Source organism: Rathayibacter sp. PhB186, assembly GCF_003751825.1.
GTDB classification, from domain to species: Bacteria; Actinomycetota; Actinomycetes; order Actinomycetales; family Microbacteriaceae; genus Rathayibacter; species Rathayibacter festucae.
This window is the reverse complement of the sequence record NZ_RJKO01000001.1, coordinates 614479-639159: the sequence shown is the minus strand read 5'-3', so window position 1 is coordinate 639159 and position 24681 is coordinate 614479. Positions and strand designations below refer to the sequence as shown.

Sequence of the window (24681 nt, the reverse complement as noted above, 5' to 3'; positions counted from 1 at the left end):
CCCGGAGGTGTGAGCGTGAGCGAGAAGAAGATCGAGCACGATGCGGCGGTCCCCGCCCGCGAGCGCATCCTCCGCGCCGCGACGGCCGAGTTCGCCGAGCACGGGTTCGCCGGCGCCCGCGTCGACCGGGTCGCCGCGGCGGCCGGCCTCAACAAGGAGCGGCTGTACGCCTACTACGGCGGCAAGCGCGGCCTGTTCGTCTCGACCGTGGTCGGCGCCCTGGAGGCGCTCGACGCGACGCTGCTCGCCGAGGCGGCCGACCTGCCGGACCTCGCCGGCCGGATGTTCGACCACGTCTGGGACCGCCCCGAGTTCCTCCGCCTGCTCACCTGGGCACGACTCGAGGGCGGCGGCGTCTGGGAGGAGGCGGGCGAGCGCCTCGGCAGCCGCCCCGCGCCGGAGGCCCGCGTGCTCGAGTGGCAGCAGGCCGGGATCGTCGACGCGAGCTGGTCGGCGGAGGACCTCTTCATCGCCCTGCTCGGGCTCTGCGAGATCTGGCACCTGACGCCGTTCGCGCAGCGCGGGGGCGACGGCACCCGCGAGCGCCGCCGCGCCTTCGTCGTGCACGTGGCGGCGCTGGTGGGGTCGCCGGCCGACGGGCCGACCGGGGTCAGTCCGCGGTCGTGAGCCGCTCGAGGTAGCCGGCGAAGGCGAGCAGATCGGCCTCGGGCCAGCTGCTCAGGGCCTCCTGCATCCGCTGGCGCTGCTGCCCACCCAGGTCGCCCATCCGCTCGCGGCCGTGCTCGGTGAGCGTGAGGAAGCGGGCGCGGCCGTCGGCCGGGTCGGGGGCGGTCCCGACCAGCTCCAGCGCGCAGAGCTGGCGGATCTGCCGGCTGATCACGCTGCGGTCCACGCCGAGGCGCTCGGCCGCGACGCTCGAGTGCACGGGACCGCAGCGCTCCAGCATCCGGAGCAGCCGCAGCCCGAACGGCGGGAGCCCGGGGTCGATGCTCGCCGCCGCGTCGCGCACGGCCGTCCGGACTTGCACGGCGAGCGCGGTGATCTGCTCCTCGACCTGGAGCAGCGCGCTCGCCGGGGCGGCGGTCGGGACGGCCGGTGCGGCGGTCATCAGGGGCGCTCGGCCACGTCGATCGCGCCGGTGGTGGTCGCGGCGTGCCGGGCGTGGGCGACGGGAGCCGCGTGGCGGCCGTGCGCGCTGTCGTCGTGGACGGCGTCCTCCGCGTGCACCGCGCTGTCGCTCCGGACGCGCTGCCCGACCGGGCGCAGGCCCGCCTGGCCGTCGGAGGCGGCGATCAGCGCGTCCTCCGCGCCGGCGACGACGACCGAGGGCTCCGTCTTGCGCTGCACGGCGTTCATCGTGCCGAGCGGCGCGTTCGGCAGCAGCAGGACCGCGATCAGCGTGATGACCGCGAGCGGGATGCTGTAGAGGAAGACGTCGCCGACGCCGATGCCGTAGGCGCTCTCGACCACGACGCGCACGGCGTCCGGGAGCGTGTTGACCTGCGGGATCGTGCCGCTGCCGAGCGCCTGGGCGGCGATCGCCTGGTCGGCCGGCGCGAGGCCGGCGATACCGGTCTTGATGTGATTGGCGATCACCGTGCCGAGCATCGAGCCCAGCACCGAGACGCCCACGGTGCCGCCGAGGCTGCGGAAGAAGGTGACCGCGCTGGTCGCGACGCCGAGGTTCTTGATGTCGATCGAGTTCTGCACGACGAGCACCAGGTTCTGCATCAGCATGCCCAGGCCCGCGCCGAGGATCGCCATGAAGACACCCACCAGCACGAGGTTCGTGTCGTAGCGCAGGGTGCTGAGGAGGAAGGTGCCGACGACCGCGAGCACGCCGCCGGTCACCATGATCGCCTTCCACTTGCCGGTGCGCGAGATGATCCCGCCGAAGATGGTGGACGCGATCAGCAGTCCGGCCATCATCGGGATCGTCAGCAGTCCCGACTGGGTCGGCGTGGCACCGCGCGAGAGCTGCATGTACTGCGCGAGGAACACCGCGACGCCGAACATCGAGACGCCGACCGAGATGCTCGCCACGACGGCGAGGCTGAAGGTGCGGTTCTTGAACATCCCCATCGGGATGATCGGCTCAGCGACGGTGAGCTCGGTGATCACCGCGGCGACCAGCAGCACGACGGAGCCGCCGACCATGACCGCGGTCTCCCACGAGGCCCACTCGAAGTTCTTGCCGGCCAGCGAGACCCAGATCAGCAGCAGCGAGACGCCGCCGGCGATGAGGACCGCGCCGAGGTAGTCGATCTTGACGGTGCGCTTGGGGTGCGCGGGGAGGCGCAGCGTCACCTGGAGCAGGATGATCGCGACGATCGCGACGGGCAGCGCGATGAAGAAGTTCCAGCGCCAGCCGAACGCGTCGGTGACGACGCCGCCGAGCAGCGGTCCGCCGACGGTGCCGATGGCCATCACGCCGCCGAAGAGGCCGGCGTACTTGCCGCGCTCCCGGGGGCTGATGATGTCGGCCATGATGATCTGGCTCAGCGCGGCGAGTCCGCCGGCGCCGAGGCCCTGGAAGACGCGGAACACGATCAGCATGTTCGTGTCCTGCGAGAACCCGGCCGCGGCCGAGCCGATCACGAAGATCGCGAGCGCGAGCTGGATCAGCAGCTTGCGGTTGAAGAGGTCGGCGAACTTGCCCCAGAGCGGGGTGGAGACGGTGGTCGCGAGCAGCGTCGCGGTGACGACCCAGGTGTAGGCGTTCTGGTCGCCCTTGAGGTCGGAGATGATCAGCGGCAGCGAGGTCGACACGACCGTGCCCGCGAGGATCGAGACGAACATGCCCAGCAGCAGTCCGCTGAGGGATTCGAGCACCTGGCGGTGCGACATGGCCCCGTCGGGGCCGGTGGGGGTGGTGCGCTCTTCTCGAGTGCGCGTGCGCTCTGCGCGGGACATACGGCTCCTTGTTCACGTGCGGCACCGGTGGCGATGCGGCGGTACTAGTTGACGGCGGTCAACTATTGACCGAGTGCAACTATATAGCCGAGCGAGGTGTTTTGGCCAGTGCCGTGCCGAGGTGCTTTCGCGGGGCTGTCAGCGGGCGATGCCGCGCCGGCGGAGGAGCACGATCGCCGTCACGACCGCGGCCGCGAGCGCGACGAGGACCGCGACGCCGAGCGGCGAGCCGGCCGCGGCGCCGATCACCGCCCAGAGCACGGCGAAGCCGACCGTCGCGTAGATCAGCGCCCAGGCCGCGCAGCCCGGCAGCATCGCGAGCAGGTAGACGCCGAAGCGCATGCGGGCCGCTCCGGCCGCCGCGTTGATCATCGTCTGGAGACCGACGGTGAGGAAGCTCACGGTGACCGCGGGCGCCCCGTAGCGGGCGAGCAGTGCCGACGCGCGCTTCAGCGCCGGGGACTCCAGCCGCTGCCCCCACCGCCGCGAGGCCGCCCCGGTGACGACCGCCCGCGCGACCCAGTACGTCGCCTGCGCCCGCACCAGCACGATGACGAACAGCGCCGCGAGCAGTTCCACGAACCCCAGCTCGTCCAGGAAGGCGGGCATGCGGCGCCTCCCTCTCCTCGCTCGGCAGAAGGCAAGGCTACCCTTCCCTCCCCCGCGCCGAGTCATGCTGGTCGAGCAGCCCCGCAGGGGCGCATCGAGACCCGCCGTCATCAGCAGGGCGGGTCTGCAGACTCGTCCGTCTGACGCGGGTGGATCTCGATACGCCCGCTGCGCGGCCTACTCGATCAGCATGGAGTGCTGACCCTCTCCCGAGGCGCCCCCTCCATGCTGGTCGACCAGCTGCCCTCGGCCGCTCCTGCATGCTGGTCGAGTAGCCGCCTCCGGCGGCGTGTCGAGACCCACCGTCGTCGGACACCCGGGAGCGAGCCTCCTCCACAACCTCCGATCCTTCCGCACTGTCCCCGAGCCGCTCGCATCCATGCCCCGGTGTCGGTGGTCCCTGGTTCAATACTCGTATGACGGAGTTCGGATCGATGGAAGAGGTGCTGAAGCACCTGCGCGTGCTCAGCGACCGCGCCGCCGCGAACGCCCGCGCCGCAGCCCAGCCGCGTCTCGCCGAGGCCCGGTACCTCTACGACTTCCACCGCACCGCCCTCTCCCACCCCGACGCCTTCGCCCGCGGCGCGACCCCCGGCGAGACCCGCGACCTCGTCGAGCGCTCCATCCGCGCAGAGCTCGCCGTCGCCGAGGGTCTGCCGGAGCAGGTGATCGCCCGGCGCCTCGAGAACGCGCACCTGCTCTTCGAGCACCTGCCGCTCACCCGCGCCCTCCTCGCACAGGCGCGCCTTCACTGGGAGGAGGGTGAGGCGATCTGCGCCACCGCGGGCAGCCTGCCCGAGTCCTCCCGCGCGGCCCTCGATGAGCGCGTCGCAGAAGCGGCACCGTCGATGACGCTCACGCAGCTGCGCCGCGCTCTGCGCCGCTGGCGGGAAGAGCTGCACGAAGAGTCGCTCGCCGCGCGTCACGCCCGCGCCCGAGCGGACCGCGCCGTCTGGGTCACGCCGGACGTGGACGGGATGGCGACGCTCTGCGTCTACGGCCCGGCGCCGGCCGTGATGGGCGCCTACGACCGCGCCGATCGGATGGCGCGCGCCCTGCGCGACGCGGGCGATGTGCGCACCCTCTCGCAGCTGCGCGCGGACGTCGCCGTGGATCTGCTCTGTGACGGCGACATCATCGGCACGACCCCCGACGCGGAGGATCGCCCCGACCCGTCATTCGTGCCCGGCGTGCGCGCGGAGGTGCGCCTGACGCTCGCCGCGTCCACGGCCGTGGACCTGGACGACGAGCCCGCGGAGCTGGACGGCTGCGGCCCCGTCCCCGCCAATGTCGCGCGAGAGCTGATCCGGACGGCGGCCTCCTTCACCCGCGTCCTCACTGATCGGGACACCGGTGCCGTCGTCTCTGTCGGCCGCACCCAGCGCGTCCCTCCGTCGCGGATGCGCCTGCATCTGCAGCTGCGGGACCAGACCTGCCGCTTCGCGGGCTGCCTGCGCACCTCCGCCCGCAGCGAAGCCGACCACACGATCGAGTGGCGCAACGGCGGCGAGACCTCCCTCGAGAACCTCGTCTCGCTCTGCACGGCGCACCATCACCTCCGACACGGCGACCGATGGACGTACACGAAAGGTGACGGCGGGACGATCGTGTGGACGACGCCGACCGGTCGGCGTGTCGTCAACCGACCGCCCCCGCTGCCGGGGCGGCCGCCGGACCCGCCCCGCCGACCGCGCTTCGTCGACGCACCGCCGCCGTTCTGACGGTGGCGGATCTCGATACGCCCGCGATGCGGGCTACTCGATCAGCATGCAACGCCCTCCCCTCACGGAGGCGCCCCTTCCCGACCACCGCGGATCCATGGGGAAGAGACACCCGCCTGCATGCTGGTCGAGCAGCCCCGCATGGGCGCATCGAGACCTGCCGCCATCAGGCGCGGACCCGCCGTGATCGCGCGGATGCCCGGCGCGGCTCCGACCCCGCCCCTAGGCTCGACGCATGGACAACATCGATCGGAAGATCCTCGATCTGCTGCGCCAGAACGCCCGCGCGGGCTACGGCGACATCGGCGGTGTCGTGGGGCTGTCCGCGTCGGCCGTGAAGCGCCGCGTCGACCGGCTGGTGGCCGACGGTGTCATCCGCGGCTTCACGATCAAGGTCGACCCCGCCGTCGACGGCATGGCCACCGAGGCCTACGTCGAGCTGTTCTGCCGCGGCACGGTCGCCCCCGACGAGCTGCGCCGCATCCTCTCGGCCGTCCCCGAGGTCGTCGACGCGGGCACGGTCACCGGCTCGGCCGACGCGATCGTGCACATCCGCTCGCGCGACATCCCGAGCCTCGAGCTCGCCCTCGAGAAGGTGCGCATCGCGCCGAACGTCGACCACACCCGCTCCGCGATCGTGCTCTCCCGCCTGATCCAGCGCGGCGAGGCGTAGCGGGAGCGCTCCCGCCTCAGTGCGAGCGGCCCGCGACCACGTCGGCGAGCATCGCGAGCGGTGACGTCGTCGCCCGGCCCCGCGCCTCCGCCGCGTCGGCCAGGCCGTAGGCGCGGTAGAGCGACGTGACCGCCAGCCAGCGCAGCGGCTCCGGCTCCCACGGCCGCACCCGGTGGCCCACCCACGGCAGCTCGGTGAGCGGCGTGCTCTCGCCGAGCACGAGGTCGCGCAGCGTGCGCCCGGCGAGATTCGTCGCCGTGACCCCGGTGCCGACGAAGCCGCCCGCCCAGCCGAGGCCGGTGGCGCGGTCGAGCCCGACGGTCGCATGCCAGTCGCGCGGGACACCGAGCACGCCGGACCAGACGTGCTCGATCCCGACGCCGCGCAGCACCGGGAAGAACCGCTCGAGGATCTCGCGCAGCCGGCCGACCGTGCGCGGGTCGGTCGCCCCGTCGCGGTCGATCCGGGAGCCGAAGCGGTAGGGCACGCCCCGCCCGCCGATCGCGATGCGGTCGTCGGCCGTCCGCTGCGCGTACATGTAGGCGTGCGCCGCGTCGCCGAGCGTCTCGCGGCCGGCCCAGCCGATCTCGTCCCAGACCTCGGGCGCGAGCGGCTCGGTCGCGATCAGCGACGAGTTCATCGGCAGCCACTCGCGGTGGTGCCCGGAGAGCCCGGCGGTGAAGCCCTCGGTCGCGCGCAGCACGATCGGCGCGCGGACGAGCCCGCGGGGTGTGACGGCCGCGCCGGGGCGGATCTCCTCCACCCGGGTGTCCTCGAAGATCCGCACGCCGAGCGCCTCGACCGTGCGGGCGAGCCCGGCCGCGAGCTTCGCGGGGTGCAGGCGCGCGCAGTGCGGATGCCAGAGGCCGGCCGACGCGCCGCTGACCGCGATCCGCGCGGCCGTCTCCCGCTCGTCGAGCAGCTCGACGTCGGTGTGCGCGCGGGCACGGGCCGCCGCCGCAGTGGCCAGGAGCCGGGCCCGCTGCGCCTCGCCGCGCGCCACCTGGAACTCGCCGCCCTTGACGATGTCGGCGTCGATCCCCTCGGCGGCCGCGGCCTCGATCACCTCGTCGACCGCCTCGTTCATCGCGAGCTGGAAGCGGTCGACCGCCTGCGCCCCGTGCGAGCGGGCGTAGGAGGCGACGCCGCCGGTGATCTCGTTGGTCAGCCAGCCGCCGTTGCGACCGGAGGCGCCGAAGCCGGCGAAGCGCTGCTCGAGGATCGCGATCCGCAGCGACGGGTCGGCCTTCGCGAGCGAGTACGCGGTCCACAGGCCGGTGTAGCCGGCGCCGACGATGCAGACGTCGACGTCGAGCGGACCGGGGAGCGCGGCCCGGGGCGTGGAACGACCGAGGGAGGCCCACCAGAACGACACGTCGCCGTTGATCACAGTGGGCCTCCCCCGGTCTCGCGGATCTCAGCGGGCGAGAGTCCCGCGAAGGATCAGAGTCCCGAGCTCGGGAACGTCTGCATCATCTCCGAGAACAGCGCCGCGGTCCAGCCGATCGCGATGATGAAGGAGACCGCCACCACGCCGAGGAAGATCCACAGCGGCAGCAGGCCCCCGCCGGTCACGCGCTTCACGACGACGCTGCGCCCGATCACGTAGACGTACGGAGCGGCGAGGAACGCCCAGGCCCAGTGGAACGGGCGCTGCACGCCGGCCTTCTTCAGCTGCCGGTAGTCGAGGAACGCGAAGACGACCTCGGCCGCGTAGATCAGGAAGCCGACGACCTGGACGGCGCCGAGCCCGACGAGGTAGGCGGTCGACATCCCCATCGAGGCTCGCGGTCCGTAGGTCGACGAGACCGCCGAGTCGGCGATGGCCCCCGGCGAGAGCAGGAAGATCGACAGCGCCGACAGCAGCGGCAGGAGCACGACGACCCAGATCCACGGGGTGCTGGTGACGATGCTCGGGTCGCGCGGCTGCGGCGCGGGGCGGCCGGCGTAGGCGGGCTGCTGGCCGTACTGCTGGCCGTACTGCTGCGGGTACTGCTGGCTGTACTCCTGCGGCGGCTGCTGGCCGTACTGGGGCTGCTGGCTGTACTGCGGCTGCTGAGCGTACGGCTGTTGCGGCGTCTGCTCGCCGTACCGCGGCTGCTGCGGGATCTCGCGCTCGGGCGCGGACTGACCGGACGCCGACTGGCCGTAGCTCGTGGCCTGGCCGCTCGAGGTCTCGCCGTACGCGGGCCCGGAGACGGGCGGCACGATCGGCGCCTGCGGCGCCGCGGGCGGCTGCGGCGCGCCCTGCGCAGCGGGAGGGGTTGGCGCAGCGGGAGGGGTCGGGGCGGCGGGAGCCGCGGCAGGGGCGTCGCGCAGCGAATCGGTCCAGCCCTGGCCGTCCCACCAGCGCTGGCGCGGTGAGCCCGCGGGATCCGGGTACCAGCCGGCGCGCGGTCCGGAGGCCGAGGCAGCGCCCCGCTCCTGCTCGCCGTTCCGGTCGTCGCCGTGCTCGTTGCCGCCCTGGTCGTCCGTCATCGCGTCCTCCGCTCCCCTTCGGGCGCTCTGCCCGCCATCGGAGACGAGCGTATCGCCGCGATCCCCGGTCGCACCTGGACGCGGCCTTGCCGCGGCCTCTGCCGCGCCTGAGCGGACGCCGTGCGCCCACCTCCGCCAGGATGGACGGATGCCGCACCTCCTCCGCGCCCGCGCCCTGCTCTTCGACATGGACGGCACCCTCGTCGACTCCACCGCGATCGTGGAGACGATCTGGCGCTCCTTCGCAGAGCGCTTCGCCCTCGACCCCGCCGTCGTCCTGGGCGCCGTGCACGGGGTCCGCGCGGAGGACAGCGTCCGCCGCTTCGCCCCCGCGGGCAGCGACGTCGCCGGGATCGTCGACGAGCTGAACGCCTACGAGCTCGAGCACACCGAGGGCACGGTCGAGATCCCCGGCGCCGTCGCCTTCCTCGCCGCGCTCCCCCGCGACCGCGTCGCGCTGGTCACCTCGGCGAGCCCCGCGCTGGCCGCCGGCCGGCTCGCCGCCGCCGGCGTCCCCTCCCCCGCCGCCGTCGTCACCGCGGACGACGTCGTGCACGGCAAGCCCGCCCCCGACGGCTACCTCGCCGCCGCCGGACTCCTCGGGGTCGACCCGGCCGACGCGATCGTCTTCGAGGACGCCGAGGCCGGGATCCTCGCGGGTCTCGCCGCCGGCATGCGCGTCGTCGTCGTCGGCGCGCACGAGTCCGAGACCACCCGCGGGCTCCCGCGGATCCCGCACTACTCCGACGCGGGCGTCGAGCGCGACGGCGACGAGCTGGTGCTCACCCTGCCCTGAGCCGGCACGCGCCTCCGGCGCTCAGTACCGGATCGCGTCGATCACCTTCACCCGGACCGCCACGATCGCGGGCACGAGCCCGGCCAGCGCGCCCACGAGCGTCGCCGCCCCCAGCCCCAGCAGCGCCGCCTCGACCGGGAAAGGCGGGATGTCGCTGATCCCGTTCTCCTTGACGAGCGCGACCGTCCACGGGTTCGTCACCAGGATCACCGCGATCGTCACGCCGACCACGCCGGCGACGACCGTCGCGACGACGCTCTCCATCATGATCGAGAAGAAGATCCGCCCCGAGGAGGCGCCGAAGCTGCGCCGGATGCCGATCTCGCGGATCCGCTGCCGCACGGTGACGAGCGCGATGTTGAGCAGTCCGAGCGCGCCGAGCGCCAGCACGAGGCCGGCGACACCGCCGATCACCCAGGTGAGCACCGCGAACGGGTCGGAGTCGTAGCTGAGGTAGTCCTGCCGGTAGACGTCCGCCTCGAAGCCCGGGCCGAGCGCCGCGGTGACGTCGCGCTTGACGGCCTCGATCAGCGGGTCCGCGATCTCGAGCGGCACCCACATCTCGTAGTTCGGCAGCTGCGGCCCGCCGAACGCGGGGTCCGCCTCGGGCGCGATTGCCGAGTAGGCGTCGACGAGCATCATCGCGCTCGGAGTGGTGTCGTACTGGTTCGAGGGCGTCACCCCGATCACGACCGCGGTCGTGTCGTGCTCGCCGCCGAGGAGGGTCGCGGTCGGGTGGGTCCGCAGGTCCGGGCGCCCGAGGCGGTCCCAGAAGACCTCGTTGATCACGAGAGCGGGAGCGAGCCGCCGCTCGTCGCCCTCGGCGAACCAGCTGCCGCTCGTCAGCTCCACCCGGTGCATCTCCGCATAGGGCTGGTCGACCGCGGTGATCCCGACGTCGACCGCGCCGTCGGTGAACTGGACGCGGGTGCCGCCGTAGGTCGTGCGGCTCGCGTAGTCGATGCGGTAGCGCTCGAGCACCTTCTCCCAGGCGTTCTGCATCACGACCGGGTCGACGACGCCCTCGGGGCCGGTCGTGTAGGCGCTGATGTACAGGCTCGCGGGCCGGCCGCCGCTGCGCTCCGAGACCTCGATGTTCGCCTGCCGGGCGATCCCGCCCGCGGCGACGACACCGGTGAGCGCCGCGACGGCCACCGCCACGCCGATCAGCGAGAGCAGCACGCGGCCGCGGTGGATCCGCAGCTCGGTCCACGCCTCGACGATCGCGCCGACGACGCCGGTGAGGCCGCCCATCAGTGCCGCCCCGAGCTCGTCGCGGGGGCGGCGGTCGCGGACGTCGAGGCGCTGAGCCTGCCGTGGTCGAGCCGGTAGTGCCGCTCGGCGCGGGCCGCGATCGCCGGGTCGTGGGTGATGGTGACCAGGGCCGAGCCGGACTCCTGGGCGATCTCGTCGAGCAGGCTCATCACGCTCTCGCCGGTGTCGGTATCGAGCGCGCCGGTCGGCTCGTCGGCGAGGATCAGCCGCGGACGGCGGACGAGAGCGCGCGCGATGGCGATCCGCTGCTGCTCGCCGCCGGACATCCGGCCGGGCATCGAGTCGACCCGGTGCCCCAGCCCGACCCGCTCCAGCATCTCGGCGGCCAGCGACGCCCGCCGCCAGAACTCGGTGCCGGTCGCGTAGAGCAGCGGCGTCATCACGTTCTCGCGGGCGGTGCGGCCCTCGAGCAGATTGAACTGCTGGAAGATGAAGCCGATGCTGCCGCCGCGGATCCGCGCGCGGGCCCGCGAGGAGAGCGACTCGGTGGGCTTCCCCTCGAGCAGCATCCGCCCCTCGGTCGGCTCGTCGATCAGGCCGAGGATGTTCAGGAGCGTCGACTTGCCGGACCCGCTGCGGCCGACGACCGAGACGTGGTCGCCCTCGCCGACCTCCAGGTCGACGCCGTCGAGGATCGTCAGCGGGGGTGCGTCGGGCAGGGGGACGACCTTGCGGATCCCCTCGAGCCGCAGGATCGTGCGCTTCCCGTCGGTCACGAGCCCGTCCGTCACGAGCAGTACACCGAGCCGTCGGCGTTCTGCACGCAGTTCCCCTCGAGCTGCTCGCCCTCGCCCGCGGCGGCGCCCGGCACGAACTGCAGGATCTCGGCGCCCTCGTCCACGCCGCCGGTGACCTCGATGCTGATCCCGTCGGTGAGGCCGAGGGTGACCGGGACCTCCTCGGTCGAGCCGTCCTCGGCGAGGCGGTAGACGACGCCCGACTCGGCGGTGCCCTCGACGGCGGTGGTCGGCACGACGAGCACGTTCTCCGCGAGGCCGCCCGCGAGGGTGACGGTGGCGGCGAGGCCGGGGAACACGGTCACCTCGCCCGGGACCTGGCAGCGGAAGCTGGTGCCGGATCCGCCGGTCGCGCCCGTGCCGCCGGTCTCGCCCGCGGGCGTCTCGCCCTCGCCGGCGAGCGGGGTGGTGATGGTGAGTCCGGTGCAGGTGAAGGCGGCCGGCCCGCCGGTGACGGCGATCTGCGCCTCGGTCGGCCGGTTCTGGATCCGGTAGAGCTGCTCGGCGTCGATCGAGCCGGTGACGGCGTAGGTCGGCGGGGCGACCTGGCCGGTGACCTCGCCGACCGCGACGGCCTGGTCGTGGATGACGCCGAGGGCGCTGAGCACGCCGGCGGCCGGCGCGTAGACGCGCTCGAAGCGGACGGAGGGCGGCGGCTGGGTGACGGTGACCAGGCCGTCGGGGCCGGTGGTCTCGACCGGCTCGCGCACGGTCTCGACGCGGATGTCGTAGATCAGGTCGCCCGAGGCGACGGTGGCGCCCTGGGTGATGTAGACGTCGTCGACGGTGCCGACGGCGGTCGCCTTGACCGGCACGGCCGGGTCGGCGGCGACGGTGCCCTGCAGCGTGAGGTCGTTGGTGACGGTACCGCGGCCGACGACGACGGTCGGCTCGGTCAGCTCACCGGTGGGGACGGTCGGGTCGGCCTCGGCGGACCCGTCCGGGAAGAACGCGATCTTGACCAGCGCGACCGCGACGGCCCCGATGACCACCAGCCAGAGGATCGGGAACACCCATCGTCGAACCGCACCCATGTCTGTCCCCCGACTCCGGCGCCCGTGCGCCCTGCGGCACTCCCCCGTGGCGTGCCGCTCGGCAGCCTATCGACCGCGTGACGCACCGCGCGTCAGCCGCTGTGACTACTCCGGGGGCGGGCGCCCCGCCCCTCCGCCGTCATGATGCAGGAGCCCACCCAGCGGCACTCATGCTGATCGAGTAGCCCGCCCAGCGGGCGTATCGAGATCCACCGGCGTCAGAAGTCGAGTCTGCAGACCCGCCCTGTTGAGGACGGCGGGTCTCGATACGCCCCTCCGGGGCTACTCGACCAGCAATGGTGCGCCTCAGGCGTCGAGCTTCGCGACGACCGCGGCGACGCGGCGCGCCCGCGTCTCGGCGGCCTTCGCGCCCTCGACGGCGGTGACGTGGGCCTTCCGCGCACTCGGCGAGAGGGCGTCGAAGGCGGCGGTGGCCCCGGCCGCGCTCAGCGCGGCGGCGAGGTCCTCCGGCACGGCGACCGTGCGCGGGGCGGAGTCGAGCTCGAGGTCGACCTCGATCGCGTCCCCGCCGGCAAGACCCGACGCGGCGCGCTTCTCCGACGAGAAGGAGATCAGCGCACGGCCGCCCATCGCACCGACCGTGCCTCGGAAGGCGTAGCCGTTGACGACGACGCTCACCGCGGGCCGCTTGCCGCCGCCGAGGGCGTCGAGCACCTCGGACGGAACCTCGATGCCGGTGTTGTTGCCGATCTGGAAGAGCGTCGTCGTGTAGCGCACAGGACGAGGATGGCACGCGGTGGGGATGCCCGCCAGGGGCTCAGCAGTCGCGGTCGGCCGGGTCCTCGCCGTCCTGCCGGCCGGGATCGCCGAGCGCCGAGCGCACGGCGTCGACGGTCATCCGGCCCTCCGGATCGAGGCGGGTGAGCATCCGCGTCATGATGTCGGCGAGCTGCGGGATCTGCTCCGCGTCGAGCGGGTCGATGACGTCCGCGAGCACCGTCGCGACGTGACCCGGGGCGGTGTCGACGATCTTCTGCAGCCCGGCATCCGTGAGCACCGCGTTGGTCGCGCGCCCGTCGGTCGGGCACGGCCGGCGCTCCAGGTAGCCGCGGGCGACGAGGCGCGTGACGACGTGCGAGAGCCGCGGGAGGGTGGCGTTCGTGCGGGCCGCGAGCGTCGTCATCCGCAGGGCGCGGTCGGGCGCCTCCGACAGCATCGCGAGCGTCATGTACTCGAAGTGCGTCAGCCCCGCGTCGCGCTGCAACTGGGTGTCGAGCGCGCCGGGCAGCAGCTCGACCACCGCGACGAACCGCAGCCACGCCGCCAGCTGCTCCTGCGTGAGCCAGCGCGTACCCGCCGCACCCGCCGCTCCCCCGTCATCCATCCCCCCACCCTACAGCTTTGTTGCCGCGACAAGTAAGCGGAGCGAGCGAACGCCCGTGACAGGAAACCTCCGAATCGACGACCACGCACGAGGCGATCCGCGGATTCGCGTGCCAGCGAATCCACGAAGCCGAACGCACCCCGCTCCCTGGAACGCGCCCGCCTCGCGAGCCGACCGCGCCGAGCCGCACAGGGGGCGGCTCGGAAGACAACTCAGACGACGTCGTCGGACAGATCGATCGACGCTCCGAAGCGGTGGTTGGTGATCGAGATCGACTGCTCCCGGAGGAAGGGCAGCAGCTCCACGCGGCCGGCCGGAGTGACGGGGTCGGCGTAGATCGCGACGTCGGGCGAGCCGCCGAGCGCCTCGGCGAGCGCCGTCGACAGCGGCACCCGCGAGCCGTCCGCGCGCACGAGCGGGACGGGCTTGCCGGTGCTGCCGCGGGTCATCCCGCTGACCACGTCGGTGAAGGAGCGGGTGGAGTCGCGGACGCTCTGCAGCGCCTCGATCGAGGAGTCCGGGCCGAGCGACGGCGCGGTGCCGCCCTGGGGTCCGCCGAACTCGTCGACCCGGTCCGAGACGATGTCGCCGACGATCCGGATCCGCGAGGCGGTGATCCGGCCGGCCGCGGCGCGGGCGAGCCACTGCGCGTCCGACTCCACGACCACCTTCGGCGCCAGGCCCGCCATCTCGAGCAGCTCGTCGCCGGCGAGCATCCCGGCGACCTTGGGCGGCAGCGGGATCGACGTCGAGACGTCCAGGCGCGCCCGCACGAGCAGCGCCGCAGCGATGACGCGGAGGAGCTCGCCGAGGTCGCCGCCGTCGGCCAGCCGCACGGCGACCGGCACCCGGAGGTAGCGGAACAGGTTGCGCTCCACTCCGACCTTCGAGATGTCGGTGACGACGCCGAACTCGGTCGCCCAGGCGAGCTGGTCCGAGAGCGCCGAGCGGCGCAGCAGGTCGAACTGCTCGAACTGCAGCGAGGACTGCGCGGCCTCGATGAACTGCCGGGCGCGGTCGTCGAGGCCCCGGAGGTGCAGGGTCGTCGACGGGCGGGCCGGCGAGGGCTTCCACGAGCCGAGCCCGATCAGGTGGTTCGGGCCGCCGGCCTTGGCCCCGCCGCCGACCGAGGAGCGCTTCCAGCCGCCGAACGGCTGGCGGCGGACGATCGCCCCGGTGATGCCGCGGTTGACGTAGAGGTTGCCGGCCTCGACCGAGTCGAGCCAGAGCGCGAGCTCGTCCGAGTGCAGCGAGTGCAGCCCGGCGGTGAGGCCGTAGTCCGTGGCGTTCTGCAGGCGGATCGCGTCCTCGAGGGTCGCGGCGTGCATGATGCCGAGCACCGGGCCGAAGAACTCGGTGAGGTGGGCATAGCTGTTCTCGGTGACGCCCTCGCGCACACCCGGCGACCACAGCCGCCCGGTGTCGTCGAGGCGCTTCGGCTCGACGAGCCAGGACTCCCCCGCGCCGAGGGTGGTCAGCGCGTGCGCGAGCTTGCCGGTCGGCTTCTCGATCAGCGGGCCCATCGCGGCGGCCGGGTCGCTCGGCCAGCCGACGCGGAGGGACGTGACGGCGTCGACCAGCTGCGCGCGGAACCGCTTCGAGCGGGCGACCGAGCCGACGAGGATCACCAGGGAGGCGGCCGAGCACTTCTGCCCGGCGTGCCCGAAGGCGCTCCGCACGATGTCGGCGACGGCGAGGTCGTAGTCCGCGTGCGGTGTGACGACGATCGCGTTCTTGCCGCTGGTCTCGGCGAGCAGCGGCAGGTCGGGGCGCCAGGAGCGGAAGAGCTTCGCCGTCTCGTAGGAGCCGGTGAGCAGCACCCGGTCGACCAGCGGGTCGGTGATCAGGGCGCGGCCGAGCGTCTCCTCGTCGAGGTCGACGAGCGCGACGAGGTCCTGCGGGATCCCGGCGTCCCAGAGCGCCTCCACGAGCACCGCGGCCGAGCGCCGGGCCTGCGGGGCCGGCGTGACGACGACTCCGGAGCCCGCGGCGAGCGCCGCGAGGATCGAGCCGGCCGGGATCGCGACGGGGAAGTTCCACGGCGGCGCGACCACGGTGACCCGCTCGGGCACGAAGGTGGCGCCGCCGACGGCGTCCAGCTCGCGGGCGCGGGTGGCGTAGTAGTGGGCGAAGTCGATCGCCTCGGACACCTCGGGGTCGGCCTCGGCGACCGTCTTGCCGGTCTCGGAGGCCATCACCTCGATCAGCCGGTCGCGGTTGGCGGCGAGGGCGAGGCCCGCGCGGTCGAGGATCGCGGCGCGGTCGTAGCCGAGGCGCTCGCCCCAGCGCTCCGCCCGGAGCGCGACCCGGCGCAGCAGCTCCTGCAGCTCCGCCGCGTCGGTGATCCGGGCGCGGTCGGCCGCGAGGGTGCCGATGGTCGATCGCGCGATGCGATCCGTGATCAGCCGGGCCCAGCGGCGGTTGCCCGGGAGCGCCGGGTCGGTGTCGGGCTCGTTGCGGAAGGCGCTGGTCGCCGCGCTCGCCCCGGAGCCGCGGCGCAGCCCCAGCACCGCCTCGGTGAGCCCCTCGGCGGCGGGGTCCTGCACGCGCGCGCCGGCGCCGGCGTGCTCGCGCACGAGGCGGAGGCCGGAGCCGGACGACCACTCGCGGAGGCGGTCCTGGGTGCGATTCGGGGTCGGCACCGTGTCGTCGAGCGCCTCGAGCGAGGCGCGGAAGCGGCCGAGCTCGCGCTGCAGCACGCTCTCGTCCTCGAGCTCGAAGACGGCCGAGAGGAAGTTCTCCGGGCTGGAGTTCTCCTCCAAGCGGCGGATCAGGTACGAGATCGCGACGTCGAATTCGCGCGGGTGCACGACCGGCGTGTAGAGCAGGAGCCGGCCGACGTCCTCGCGGACGGCGCGCGCCTGACCGGTCGCCATCCCGAGCAGCATCTCGATGTCGACCGCGTCGGCGACGCCGCGCTCGTTCGCGGTGATCCAAGCCCAGGCGATGTCGAAGAGGTTGTGACCGGCCACGCCGATCCGGACCGCGTCCGTCCGCTCGGGCCGCAGCGCGTAGTCGAGCAGCCGCTTGTAGTTCGTGTCGGCCTCGGCCTTGCTGCCGACCGTCGCGAGCGGCCAGTCGTGGATCGCCGCGTCCACCCGCTCCATCGCGAGGTTCGCGCCCTTCACCACGCGGACCTTGATCGGCGCTCCGCCGAGCCGCCGGCGCTCGGTCGCCCACTCCGTCAGCGAGGCCAGCACGCCGAGGGCGTCGGGGAGGTACGCCTGCAGCACGATGCCGGCCTCGAGCTGCTGCATCCCCGGCTGCTCGAGGAGACGGCGGAACACCGCGACTGTGAGGTCGAGGTCCTTGTACTCCTCCATGTCGAGGTTGATGAACTTGGGCTCCGGGCTCGCCGCGGCGAACTGGTAGAGCGGGGTCAGCCGCTGCACGACGCGGTCGACGGCCTCGTCGAACGCCCACATCGAGAGCTGGCTGGCGATGCTGGAGACCTTGATGCTCACGTAGTCGACGTCGTCGCGCTCGAGCAGCCGCCGGGTGCCCTCGAGGCGCCGGTCGGCTTCGCGCTCGCCGAGCACGGCCTCGCCGAGCAGGTTGAGGTTGAGGCGGTCGCCGCCCTCGCGCAGCCGGCGGATCGCCGAGCCGAGCCGGGCGTCGGAGGCGTCGACGACGAGGTGGCCCACCATCCGGCGCAGCACCTGGCGGGCCGCCGGGACGACGACCCACGGCAGCACCGGGCCGACGGCGCCGCCGGTCGCGACCGCGGCGCGCAGGTAGGAGGGGAGGAACGCGGGGGTCTTCGCGGTCAGCGCGGCGAGGTTCTCGGCCGCGACCACCGGGTCCTCCGGGCGGGCGACCCCGTCGACGAAGCCGACCGTGAAGTCGAGACCGTTCGGATCCTGCAGGACACCGGCGAGGCGCTGCGCCGCGGGGTCGACCGGGAACGCCCGGCTGCGCACCAGCCAGCGGCGCACCAGCGCCTCGACGCGGGACAGGATCGGCGCCTCGACGTCGAACTCGGGCTTCTGCCGGGGCAGCCGCAGCGCCATGCCGGTCTGGTACTGGCCGGTGTCGCTCAGGGCGTGGCGGTCGATCTTCTCGTCGTGCTCGGTCGGCTCGTCGTGCTCGGTCGGCTCGTCCGGCTCGTCCGTCCGGTCCTGCGGGTCGATCGTCTCGTCCTGCTCCGGGTCGTTCCCGGGCACGGCTGAGGGCGTCGACTTCTCCATCCCCCGAGGCTATGCCCGAGCCGGTGCGACGGCCGGTCGTGTCGCCCCGTCTGTGGACACTCGACGGAGAACTGCCGCTGTGGACGACGCCGTCGAGGGGCGATGGACGCGAGCCCGGCGGAGGAGCACCATGGGCGCACCCGACACTCCCGCTCCCGATCGGAGACCCCGATGGATCCGCTGCCCATCCCCCGCGCCGCGATGATCGCCGCGCAGGCCCTGATCGACAGCTCCGCGTCCTACGACGGCGAGGCGACCGGCACCGTCAACCGCGCCGTCCTCGAGCGCGCGCTGAGCCCGATCGAGAACGGCGTGCTGGACGAGGACGGCGTCGTCGTGCCCACCTCCTCGGACGTCGCCGGCGCCGCGGTCATCTGCCTCACCTGGCTGACCGGCCGCCTCGTCGAGGCGAGCGGCCGCTCGAGCGAGGAGATCCTCTTCTCCCTGCGCGAGTTCGTCACGGAGGCGCTGCGCAGCGACGAGCCCTGACCGCCGCGCGCCAGACTGGGAACCATGGCCCGACGCGACAAGCACCGCACCCGAGACCTCTCCGAGCGCAGCGGCACCGCGCCCGGCCCGCTGCGCTCCGACACCCCCGCCGCGGTCGATCCCTCGGTCGACGTCGTGATCGTCGGCGCCGGTCACAACGGCCTGGTCGCGGCGGCCTACCTCGCCCAAGCCGGACTCGACGTCCTCGTCCTCGAGCGCGGCGCGCGCGCGGGCGGCGCGACCGTCTCGGAGTACCCGTTCCGCGGCGTCGAGGCGCGGCTCAGCCGCTACTCCTACCTCGTCAGCCTCCTGCCGCCGTCGATCCTCGCCGATCTGCGGGTCGACGTGCCGCTCGTGCGCCGCCGCTACTCCTCCTACACGCCCGACCCCGCCGATCCGACGCGCGGGCTGCTCGTCGACACCGGCGACGCCCTGGCGACCGCGGACTCCTTCGCGCGGATGGGCACTCCCGAGGACGCCGAGACCTTCGCCGACTTCTCCGGGCACACCTCGCGGCTGGCGCGCGCCCTCTGGCCGACCCTCACCCAGCCGCTGCTGCGCCGGGAGGAGGCGCGGCGACTCGTCGGCGAGGACGCGATCTGGCGGGCGATGATCGAGCGGCCGATCGGCGAGGTGATCGAGCACAACATCGCGGGCGACGCGGCGCGCGGCGTCCTGCTCACCGACGCGCTGATCGGCACCTTCGCCGGGGCCGGCGACGCCGACCTCGCGCAGAACCGCTGCCTGCTCTACCACGTGATCGGCGGCGGCACCGGCGACTGGGACGTCCCGGTCGGCGGCATGGGCGCCGTCTCGGGCGCGCTGGAGCGGGCGGCCCGGAACGCCGGCGCCCGGATCCTCACCGGCGCCGAGGTGACGAGCGTGGATCCGGCCGGCGAGGTCGTCTACCGCCGCGGACCGCGCAGCCGCCGGGTGCGGACGCGCTTCGTGCTCTCCAACGTCGCCCCGTTCGTCCTCGACAGGCTGCTGGGCGACGGCGAGGCCCTGCGCCCGGGAGTCCCGCGCCCCGAGGGCGCCCAGGTGAAGGTGAACCTGGTGCTGCGCCGCCTGCCACGCCTGCGCGACGAGAGCGCCGCCCCGGAGGCGGCCTTCGGCGGCACCTTCCACGTCAACGAGGGCTACCGCCAGCTCGACGAGGCCCACCGCGCCGCGGAGCAGGGCCGCGTGCCCTCGCCGATCCCCTGCGAGATCTACTGCCACTCGCTGACCGATCCGACGATCCTCTCCCCGGAACTCGCCGCGAGCGGCGCGCACACGCTCACCGTCTTCGCCCTGCACGTCCCCGACCGGCTGCTGACCGGCGACGACGCTCCGACGCGCGAGCAGCTCGAGACCGCGATCCTCGACTCGATCGACTCCGTGCTCGCCGAGCCGATCCGCGAGCTGCTGCTCCTGGACGCCGACGGGAACCCCTGCATCGAGACGCGCACGACCCGCGACCTGGAGGAGAGCCTCGGCCTGCCCGGCGGCCACATCTTCCACGGACCGCTGTCCTGGCCGTTCGCGGAGGACGACGAGCCGCTGGACACCCCCGCCCAGCGCTGGGGCGTGGCCACCGAGCACCCGCGGGTGCTGCTCTGCGGCGCGGGCGCGCGCCGCGGCGGCGGCGTCTCGGGGATCGGCGGCCACAACGCGGCGATGGCGGTGCTGGAGGCGCTCGGCGCCTGAGACCGGGACCGCCTCAGTGCACTCGGCGGATCAGTGCACTCGGCGGATCAGTGCCACCGGTGGTCCTGGATCGTCATCCGCGGGCCGTGCCGCGGCTTGCGCGCGCCGCTCGTCCCGATCAGGCGGATGATCCGCTGCCGGTGCCCGCGCCATGGCTCGAGCAGCTCGAGCATCCCGTCGTCGTCGACCCCGAGGCGCCCGGTCAGCGCGAAGCCGACCGCCGCGGCCAGGTGGTAGTCGCCCACGCTCACCGCGTCCGGGTCGCCGTGGGCCCGCATCATCACCTCGGACGCCGTCCACGGCCCGATGCCGGGCACCGACTGCAGGCGCTGCGCCACCACCTCGCCGCCGCGGCCGAGCGCCAGCGTGCGCTCGAGCCCCTTCGCCACCAGCGCCGCCGTCAGCACGGTGCGCGAGCGCCGCGGATCGACGCCCGCCCGGTGCCAGTCCCAGGACGGGACGCGGCGCCACTGCTCGGCCGACGGCGCCACGTGCAGCGCCACCGGACCGGGAGCCGGCTCGCCGTGCAGCCGGACCAGCGCGCGGTAGGCGCGCCACGCCTCCGTGCTGGTGACCTTCTGCTCCAGGATCGACGGCGCCAGCATCTCGAAGACGAGGTTGGCCCGGGTCAGCCGCAGCCCCGCCGAGCGGCGCAGCACCTCGGCCAGCGGACCGTGCGCGGAGAGATCGAGCGCGCTCCAGTCGTCGCCGTGGCCGAGCAGCTCGGGCACGTGATCGATCAGCCACTCCGCGCCCTCGCCCCAGGCCCGCGCGTGCACGGCACCGTCGGCCGCCTGCCGCAGGTGCAGCGTGCCGGGGCCGAGCGGCGTGCGGAACGCGCGCCAGAAGCCGGTCGCGTCGATCAGCATCGTCGGGTCGCCCGAGCCGCGCAGCAGTGTGCGGAGCGTGAGCGCGAGGCTCACCGGCACGGACGGCGAGTAGACCGTGGCCAGGAACGGCACGGGAGCGGGGAGGGCGGACGACACGCTGCGATGGTAGCCGCGGCCGCCGACACCCGCCGGGAGCGGTCGATCCCCGCCCTGATCAGGTATCCCGCAGAACTGCCATCCACGACGTGTTCGGAGCGGCGCCCCGCCCGGATTGGTTCAACCCGGAAGAACACATGCGCAATCTGGATCCCCCGATTCCGCTAGGCAGTGCCCCGATACCGGGCGTAGTTTCGCGCTGTCGCGGCACAGTCCGTCAGCCCGGCCAACCGCCTATCACTGGAGATGCGCACATGTTCGACACCACATTCATCCGCAACGCGATCGTCAGGAGCTCGGAGACGGCTCTCGACCGTCGCCGCTTCTTCGAGGCCACCGGCGTCGCCGGACTCGGCATCGGAGCGGCGGCCCTGGCCTCCGCCCCCGCCGCCTCGGCCGAAGAGGTCGCCGCTGAGGGCCCCGGCGACGCCGCCGTCCTCAACTTCGCGCTCAACCTCGAGTACCTCGAGGCCGAGTTCTACCTCCGCGCCGTCACCGGCTCCGGCCTCGCGAGCAGCGACACCGGCGGCACCGGCAAGCTCGGCGGCGTCAAGGGCGGCCGCGCCGTCCCGTTCAAGACCCCGTGGCTGAAGTCCTTCGCCCGCGAGGTCGCCAACGACGAGAAGGCGCACGTCAAGTTCCTCCGCGGCCAGCTCGGCGCTGCCGCCGTCGCCCGCCCCTCCATCAACCTCGAGGCCAGCTTCAACGCGGCGGCAGCCGCGGCCGGCCTCATCCCCGCGGGCGGCACGTTCGACCCGTTCCTCAACGAGCAGAACTTCCTGCTCGGCGCCTTCGTCTTCGAGGACGTCGGAGTCACCGCCTACAAGGGCGCTGCCCCCCTCATCCAGTCGAAGCTCTACCTGGAGGCGGCCGCCGGCATCCTCGCGGTGGAGGCGTACCACGCCGGTGCCATCCGCTCGGCGATCTACGGCGCCGGTCTCGACGTGCAGGCGGGCAAGCTGTCCGACGCGCGCGACAGCCTCGACGGCCCCACCGACGACGACCAGGGCGTCAAGGTCGACGGGCAGGCCAACATCCAGCCCACCGACGCCAACGGCATCGCCTTCAGCCGCAACCCCGGCCAGGTCCTCAACGTCGTCTACCTGAACAGCAAGGCCGCGACCTCCGGTGGATTCTTCCCCGCCGGTGTCAACGGCGTCGTCAACACCAGCCAGGCCAACTAGTCACTGACACTCTCTAGTCCCTGAACGACGAAGGGCCCTTCCTCGAGGCGGCGAGGAGGGGCCCTTCGTCGTATCCGGCCGGAGCGGGCGACCCGACCCCGTGCCCGCGTCCTCTACTCTGAGCGGGTGAAGATCGGGATCCTGACCTCCGGGGGCGACTGCCCCGGGCTGAACGCCGTCATCCGCGGTGCCGTGTACAAGGGCATCAAGGTGTACGACCAAGAATTCGTGGGCTTCCGCAACGGGTGGCGCGGAGTGGTCGACGGCGACCTCCTCCCCCTCGGGCGGCCCGAGATCCAGGGCATCGCCAAGCAGGGCGGCACGATCCTCGGCACGAGCCGGACGAACCCCTTCGAGGGCGACAACGGCGGCCCCGAGAAGATCGCCGAGATGATGGACCGCAACGGCATCGACTCGATCATCGCGATCGGCGGCGAGGGCACCCTGGCCGCGGCGAAGCGCCTCACCGACGCGGGCCTCAAGATCGTCGGCGTCCCCAAGACGATCGACAACGACCTCGGCGCCACCGACTACACCTTCGGCTTCGACACCGCCGTCGGCATCGCCACCGACGCGATGGACCGCCTGCGCACCACCGGCGACTCGCACGGCCGCTGCATGGTCGCCGAGGTCATGGGCCGCCACGTCGGCTGGATCGCCCTGCACTCGGGCATGGCCGCCGGCGCGCACGTCATCCTCATCCCGGAGAAGAAGACCTCGATCGAGCAGATCGTCGAGTGGGTGCAGAGCGCCCAGGACCGCGGGCGCGCCCCGCTCGTCGTCGTCGCCGAGGGGTTCTCGCTCGACTCGATGGACGACGCGCACTCCGAGCGCGGCCTCGACGCCTTCGGCCGCCCGCGCCTGGGCGGCATCGGCGAGATGCTCGCCCCGATGATCGAGGACCGCACCGGCATCGAGACCCGCGCCACCACGCTCGGCCACATCCAGCGCGGCGGCACCCCCAGCGCCTTCGACCGCGTCCTCGCCACCCGCCTCGGCATGGCCGCGGCCGACTCCGTCGTCGCCGAGCACTGGGGCCGCATGGTCGCCCTGCGCGGCACCGACATCTACCACGTCGACTTCGCCGAGGCCCTCGGCACCCTGAAGACCGTGCCCGACTCCCGCTACGAGGAGGCGCGCACCCTCTTCGGGTAGCGCGCTGCATGCTGGTCGAGTAGCCGCGCAGCGGCGTATCGAGACCCGCCGTCATCAGCAGGGCGGGTCTGCAGACCTCGCTCCTGACGGCGGTGGATCTCGATACGCCCGCTCCGCGGGCTACTCGATCAGCATGCAAGCATGCTGGTCGAGTAGCCGCGCAGCGGCGTATCGAGACCCGCCGTCGTCAGCCCTTCGCGCCGTCCGGGGTCGCCGTCGCGACCAGCACCGCTCGCGCGAGCGTGTGGAAGTGCGCGTTGAAGCCGAGGATCGCCGGCGTCGACTCCGGGTCGAGCTCGAGCTCCTCGACGTCGAGGGCGTGCACGACGAAGAAGTAGCGGTGCTCGCGGTCCGGCGGCGCCGCTCCGATGAACTGGCGCAGCCGCATCTCGTTCGGCAGGGTCTGCGCGCCCGCGGGCAGCAACTCGAATCCGGCCGCCCCGGCGCCGGTCGGCAGCTCGGTGGTGTCGGCCGGCAGGTTGTAGACCGCCCAGTGCCAGAAGCCCGAGCCGGTCGGCGCGTCCGGGTCGAACACGGTCACCGCGAAGCTCTTGGTCTCGGCGGGCGCTCCCGACCAGCGCAGCTGCGGCGAGACGTCCTCGCCGCCCGAGTCCTCGCCGTAGTGGCGCGGGGCGAGCGCTGCGCCGTCGCTGATGTCGTCGCTCTCGAGGGTGAAGGTCGGCACCTCGCCGAGGCGGGCGTAGGGGTCGTAGTTCCAGTCGGACATCCGGTTCTCCGTTCGGGCGCGGCAGTCGCGCGCCTGGGTCCAGCCTAGGAAGCGACGGCCGCAGGTCGAGGGCTTGCGCCGCTCAGGAACCGAGGTAGCGGCCCGGCCGGTGGTTGAAGGCGAGCACCAGATTCAGCACCACGACGCCCGCGGCCGAGATCAGCACGTTCAGCGGCGGCACCACCAGCAGCGCCGCGACGACCACGCAGGCATCGAGCGCCATCATCACGTAGCCCGCCCGCCAGCCCAGTCGCTCCTGCGCGAGGAGGGCCAGGATGCTGAAGCCGCCCAGGCTCGAGCCGTGCCGGAACAGGATGAGCAGTCCGATCCCCGCGAGCACGTCGCCGGTGAGCACCCCGTAGACCGGGTCGATGCGGATCGTCCCGAAGGCGAGCGGGTGCAGCCCGGCGAGCACCGACACCAGCAGGATCGAGGACATCGTGCGCAGAGTGAACCGCCAGCCCTTCTTCCACAGCGAGAGCGCCAGGAACGGCAGGTTCACCACGACGAGGATCACGCCGAACGGGATCGGCGCCGCGTAGCCCAGCAGCAGCGCGAGCCCCGCGGTCCCGCCGGTCACCGCCTCGCTCGCGCGGAGCAGGAACAGGCCGAGCGAGACGACGAACGCACCGGTCACGAGGCCGAAGACGTCCTCGAAGCGGCTGTGCGGCACGGGGAGAGGAGCGTCGGTCACCGGGAGATGCTGTCACACCCGCGTTGCC

The 24681-nt window shown here is 73.2% G+C and carries 22 protein-coding genes; 8 read left to right on the top strand and 14 right to left on the bottom strand.

All coding sequences use genetic code 11. The annotated features are described in order from the left end of the window. The first annotated feature begins 15 nt into the window (after window positions 1–15). Window positions 16–627 (top strand): TetR family transcriptional regulator, encoded by a 612-nt coding sequence (locus tag EDF45_RS02955; RefSeq protein ID WP_185020073.1) that lies wholly within the window; start codon window positions 16–18, stop codon window positions 625–627. Here the strand turns inward: EDF45_RS02955 and EDF45_RS02950 are convergent. The 3 genes from EDF45_RS02950 to EDF45_RS02940 form a co-directional block, all read right to left on the bottom strand. After that, on the bottom strand, window positions 611–1069 hold the full coding sequence (locus EDF45_RS02950) for a MarR family winged helix-turn-helix transcriptional regulator (protein WP_123444897.1): 459 nt from the start codon (window positions 1067–1069) through the stop codon (window positions 611–613). The two genes, EDF45_RS02955 and EDF45_RS02950, sit on opposite strands and share 17 nt — an antisense overlap. Then, the gene (locus EDF45_RS02945) at window positions 1069–2808 is read right to left on the bottom strand and encodes an MDR family MFS transporter (protein ID WP_123734913.1); all 1740 of its coding nucleotides are present in this window, start codon (window positions 2806–2808) and stop codon (window positions 1069–1071) included. Before EDF45_RS02945 ends, EDF45_RS02950 begins: the two co-directional genes overlap by 1 nt. A 204-nt stretch (window positions 2809–3012) precedes the next feature. Continuing rightward, complete coding sequence (locus EDF45_RS02940) at window positions 3013–3483, bottom strand: DedA family protein (protein ID WP_123734912.1); 471 nt, start codon at window positions 3481–3483, stop codon at window positions 3013–3015. Window positions 3484–3899: 416 nt separating this feature from the next. Between EDF45_RS02940 and EDF45_RS02935 the strand changes: the two genes are divergently transcribed. Both EDF45_RS02935 and EDF45_RS02930 read left to right on the top strand, forming a co-directional pair. After that, a complete protein-coding gene (locus EDF45_RS02935) occupies window positions 3900–5204 on the top strand; it encodes an HNH endonuclease signature motif containing protein (RefSeq protein WP_123734911.1) in 1305 nt (434 codons plus the stop codon). Between the two features lie 235 nt (window positions 5205–5439). Then, complete coding sequence (locus EDF45_RS02930; protein ID WP_055786568.1) at window positions 5440–5877, top strand: Lrp/AsnC family transcriptional regulator; 438 nt, start codon at window positions 5440–5442, stop codon at window positions 5875–5877. Between the two features lie 16 nt (window positions 5878–5893). Here the strand turns inward: EDF45_RS02930 and EDF45_RS02925 are convergent, their stop codons facing one another. Both EDF45_RS02925 and EDF45_RS02920 read right to left on the bottom strand, forming a co-directional pair. Then, window positions 5894–7267 carry an FAD-binding oxidoreductase gene (locus EDF45_RS02925; RefSeq protein WP_123734910.1) on the bottom strand — a complete coding sequence of 458 codons (1374 nt, stop codon included), beginning with the start codon at window positions 7265–7267 and terminating at the stop codon, window positions 5894–5896. Between the two features lie 53 nt (window positions 7268–7320). After that, window positions 7321–8355: a DUF2510 domain-containing protein gene (locus EDF45_RS02920; RefSeq protein ID WP_123734909.1), complete on the bottom strand. Its 1035-nt coding sequence runs from the start codon at window positions 8353–8355 to the stop codon at window positions 7321–7323. A 148-nt stretch (window positions 8356–8503) separates the two neighbouring features. On the opposite strand from EDF45_RS02920, the gene EDF45_RS02915 reads away from it, so the two are divergent. Then, window positions 8504–9151, top strand: a complete 648-nt coding sequence (locus EDF45_RS02915; protein ID WP_123734908.1) for an HAD-IA family hydrolase — start codon at window positions 8504–8506, stop codon at window positions 9149–9151. A gap of 21 nt (window positions 9152–9172) precedes the next feature. Here EDF45_RS02915 and EDF45_RS02910 read toward each other — a convergent pair whose 3' ends face one another. The 6 genes from EDF45_RS02910 to EDF45_RS02885 all read right to left on the bottom strand — a co-directional run bounded on the left by EDF45_RS02910 (window position 9173) and on the right by EDF45_RS02885 (window position 17552). Continuing rightward, on the bottom strand, window positions 9173–10405 hold the full coding sequence (locus EDF45_RS02910) for an ABC transporter permease (RefSeq protein ID WP_123734907.1): 1233 nt from the start codon (window positions 10403–10405) through the stop codon (window positions 9173–9175). Continuing rightward, a complete protein-coding gene (locus EDF45_RS02905; RefSeq protein WP_123735562.1) occupies window positions 10405–11142 on the bottom strand; it encodes an ABC transporter ATP-binding protein in 738 nt (245 codons plus the stop codon). Before EDF45_RS02905 ends, EDF45_RS02910 begins: the two co-directional genes overlap by 1 nt. 11 nt (window positions 11143–11153) lie before the next feature. Continuing rightward, complete coding sequence (locus EDF45_RS02900) at window positions 11154–12176, bottom strand: efflux RND transporter periplasmic adaptor subunit (protein ID WP_123734906.1); 1023 nt, start codon at window positions 12174–12176, stop codon at window positions 11154–11156. Between the two features lie 327 nt (window positions 12177–12503). Continuing rightward, window positions 12504–12935: a DUF1905 domain-containing protein gene (locus EDF45_RS02895; RefSeq protein ID WP_123734905.1), complete on the bottom strand. Its 432-nt coding sequence runs from the start codon at window positions 12933–12935 to the stop codon at window positions 12504–12506. A 40-nt stretch (window positions 12936–12975) separates the two neighbouring features. Beyond that, window positions 12976–13542, bottom strand: a complete 567-nt coding sequence (locus tag EDF45_RS02890; RefSeq protein ID WP_123734904.1) for a MarR family winged helix-turn-helix transcriptional regulator — start codon at window positions 13540–13542, stop codon at window positions 12976–12978. A 212-nt stretch (window positions 13543–13754) separates the two neighbouring features. Continuing rightward, window positions 13755–17552, bottom strand: coding sequence for a bifunctional proline dehydrogenase/L-glutamate gamma-semialdehyde dehydrogenase (locus EDF45_RS02885; protein ID WP_123735561.1), 3798 nt, complete (start codon window positions 17550–17552; stop codon window positions 13755–13757). Window positions 17553–17900: 348 nt separating this feature from the next. Here EDF45_RS02885 and EDF45_RS02880 point away from each other — a divergent pair, with 348 nt between their 5' ends. Both EDF45_RS02880 and EDF45_RS02875 read left to right on the top strand, forming a co-directional pair. After that, window positions 17901–18218: a hypothetical protein gene (locus EDF45_RS02880; protein WP_123701821.1), complete on the top strand. Its 318-nt coding sequence runs from the start codon at window positions 17901–17903 to the stop codon at window positions 18216–18218. A 24-nt stretch (window positions 18219–18242) separates the two neighbouring features. Beyond that, complete coding sequence (locus tag EDF45_RS02875; protein WP_185020072.1) at window positions 18243–19907, top strand: NAD(P)/FAD-dependent oxidoreductase; 1665 nt, start codon at window positions 18243–18245, stop codon at window positions 19905–19907. A 47-nt stretch (window positions 19908–19954) separates the two neighbouring features. Here the strand turns inward: EDF45_RS02875 and EDF45_RS02870 are convergent, their stop codons facing one another. Next, on the bottom strand, window positions 19955–20893 hold the full coding sequence (locus EDF45_RS02870) for a DNA-3-methyladenine glycosylase (protein ID WP_123734903.1): 939 nt from the start codon (window positions 20891–20893) through the stop codon (window positions 19955–19957). 254 nt (window positions 20894–21147) lie between these two features. Here EDF45_RS02870 and EDF45_RS02865 point away from each other — a divergent pair, with 254 nt between their 5' ends. Next, complete coding sequence (locus tag EDF45_RS02865) at window positions 21148–22077, top strand: ferritin-like domain-containing protein (RefSeq protein ID WP_123444885.1); 930 nt, start codon at window positions 21148–21150, stop codon at window positions 22075–22077. 126 nt (window positions 22078–22203) lie between these two features. After that, window positions 22204–23232 (top strand): 6-phosphofructokinase, encoded by a 1029-nt coding sequence (locus tag EDF45_RS02860; protein ID WP_123701816.1) that lies wholly within the window; start codon window positions 22204–22206, stop codon window positions 23230–23232. 187 nt (window positions 23233–23419) lie between these two features. Here EDF45_RS02860 and EDF45_RS02855 read toward each other — a convergent pair whose 3' ends face one another. Continuing rightward, on the bottom strand, window positions 23420–23959 hold the full coding sequence (locus EDF45_RS02855; RefSeq protein WP_123734902.1) for a YbhB/YbcL family Raf kinase inhibitor-like protein: 540 nt from the start codon (window positions 23957–23959) through the stop codon (window positions 23420–23422). Window positions 23960–24041: 82 nt separating this feature from the next. Then, window positions 24042–24653, bottom strand: coding sequence for a YitT family protein (locus EDF45_RS02850; RefSeq protein ID WP_123734901.1), 612 nt, complete (start codon window positions 24651–24653; stop codon window positions 24042–24044). Between the last annotated feature and the right edge of the window lie 28 nt (window positions 24654–24681).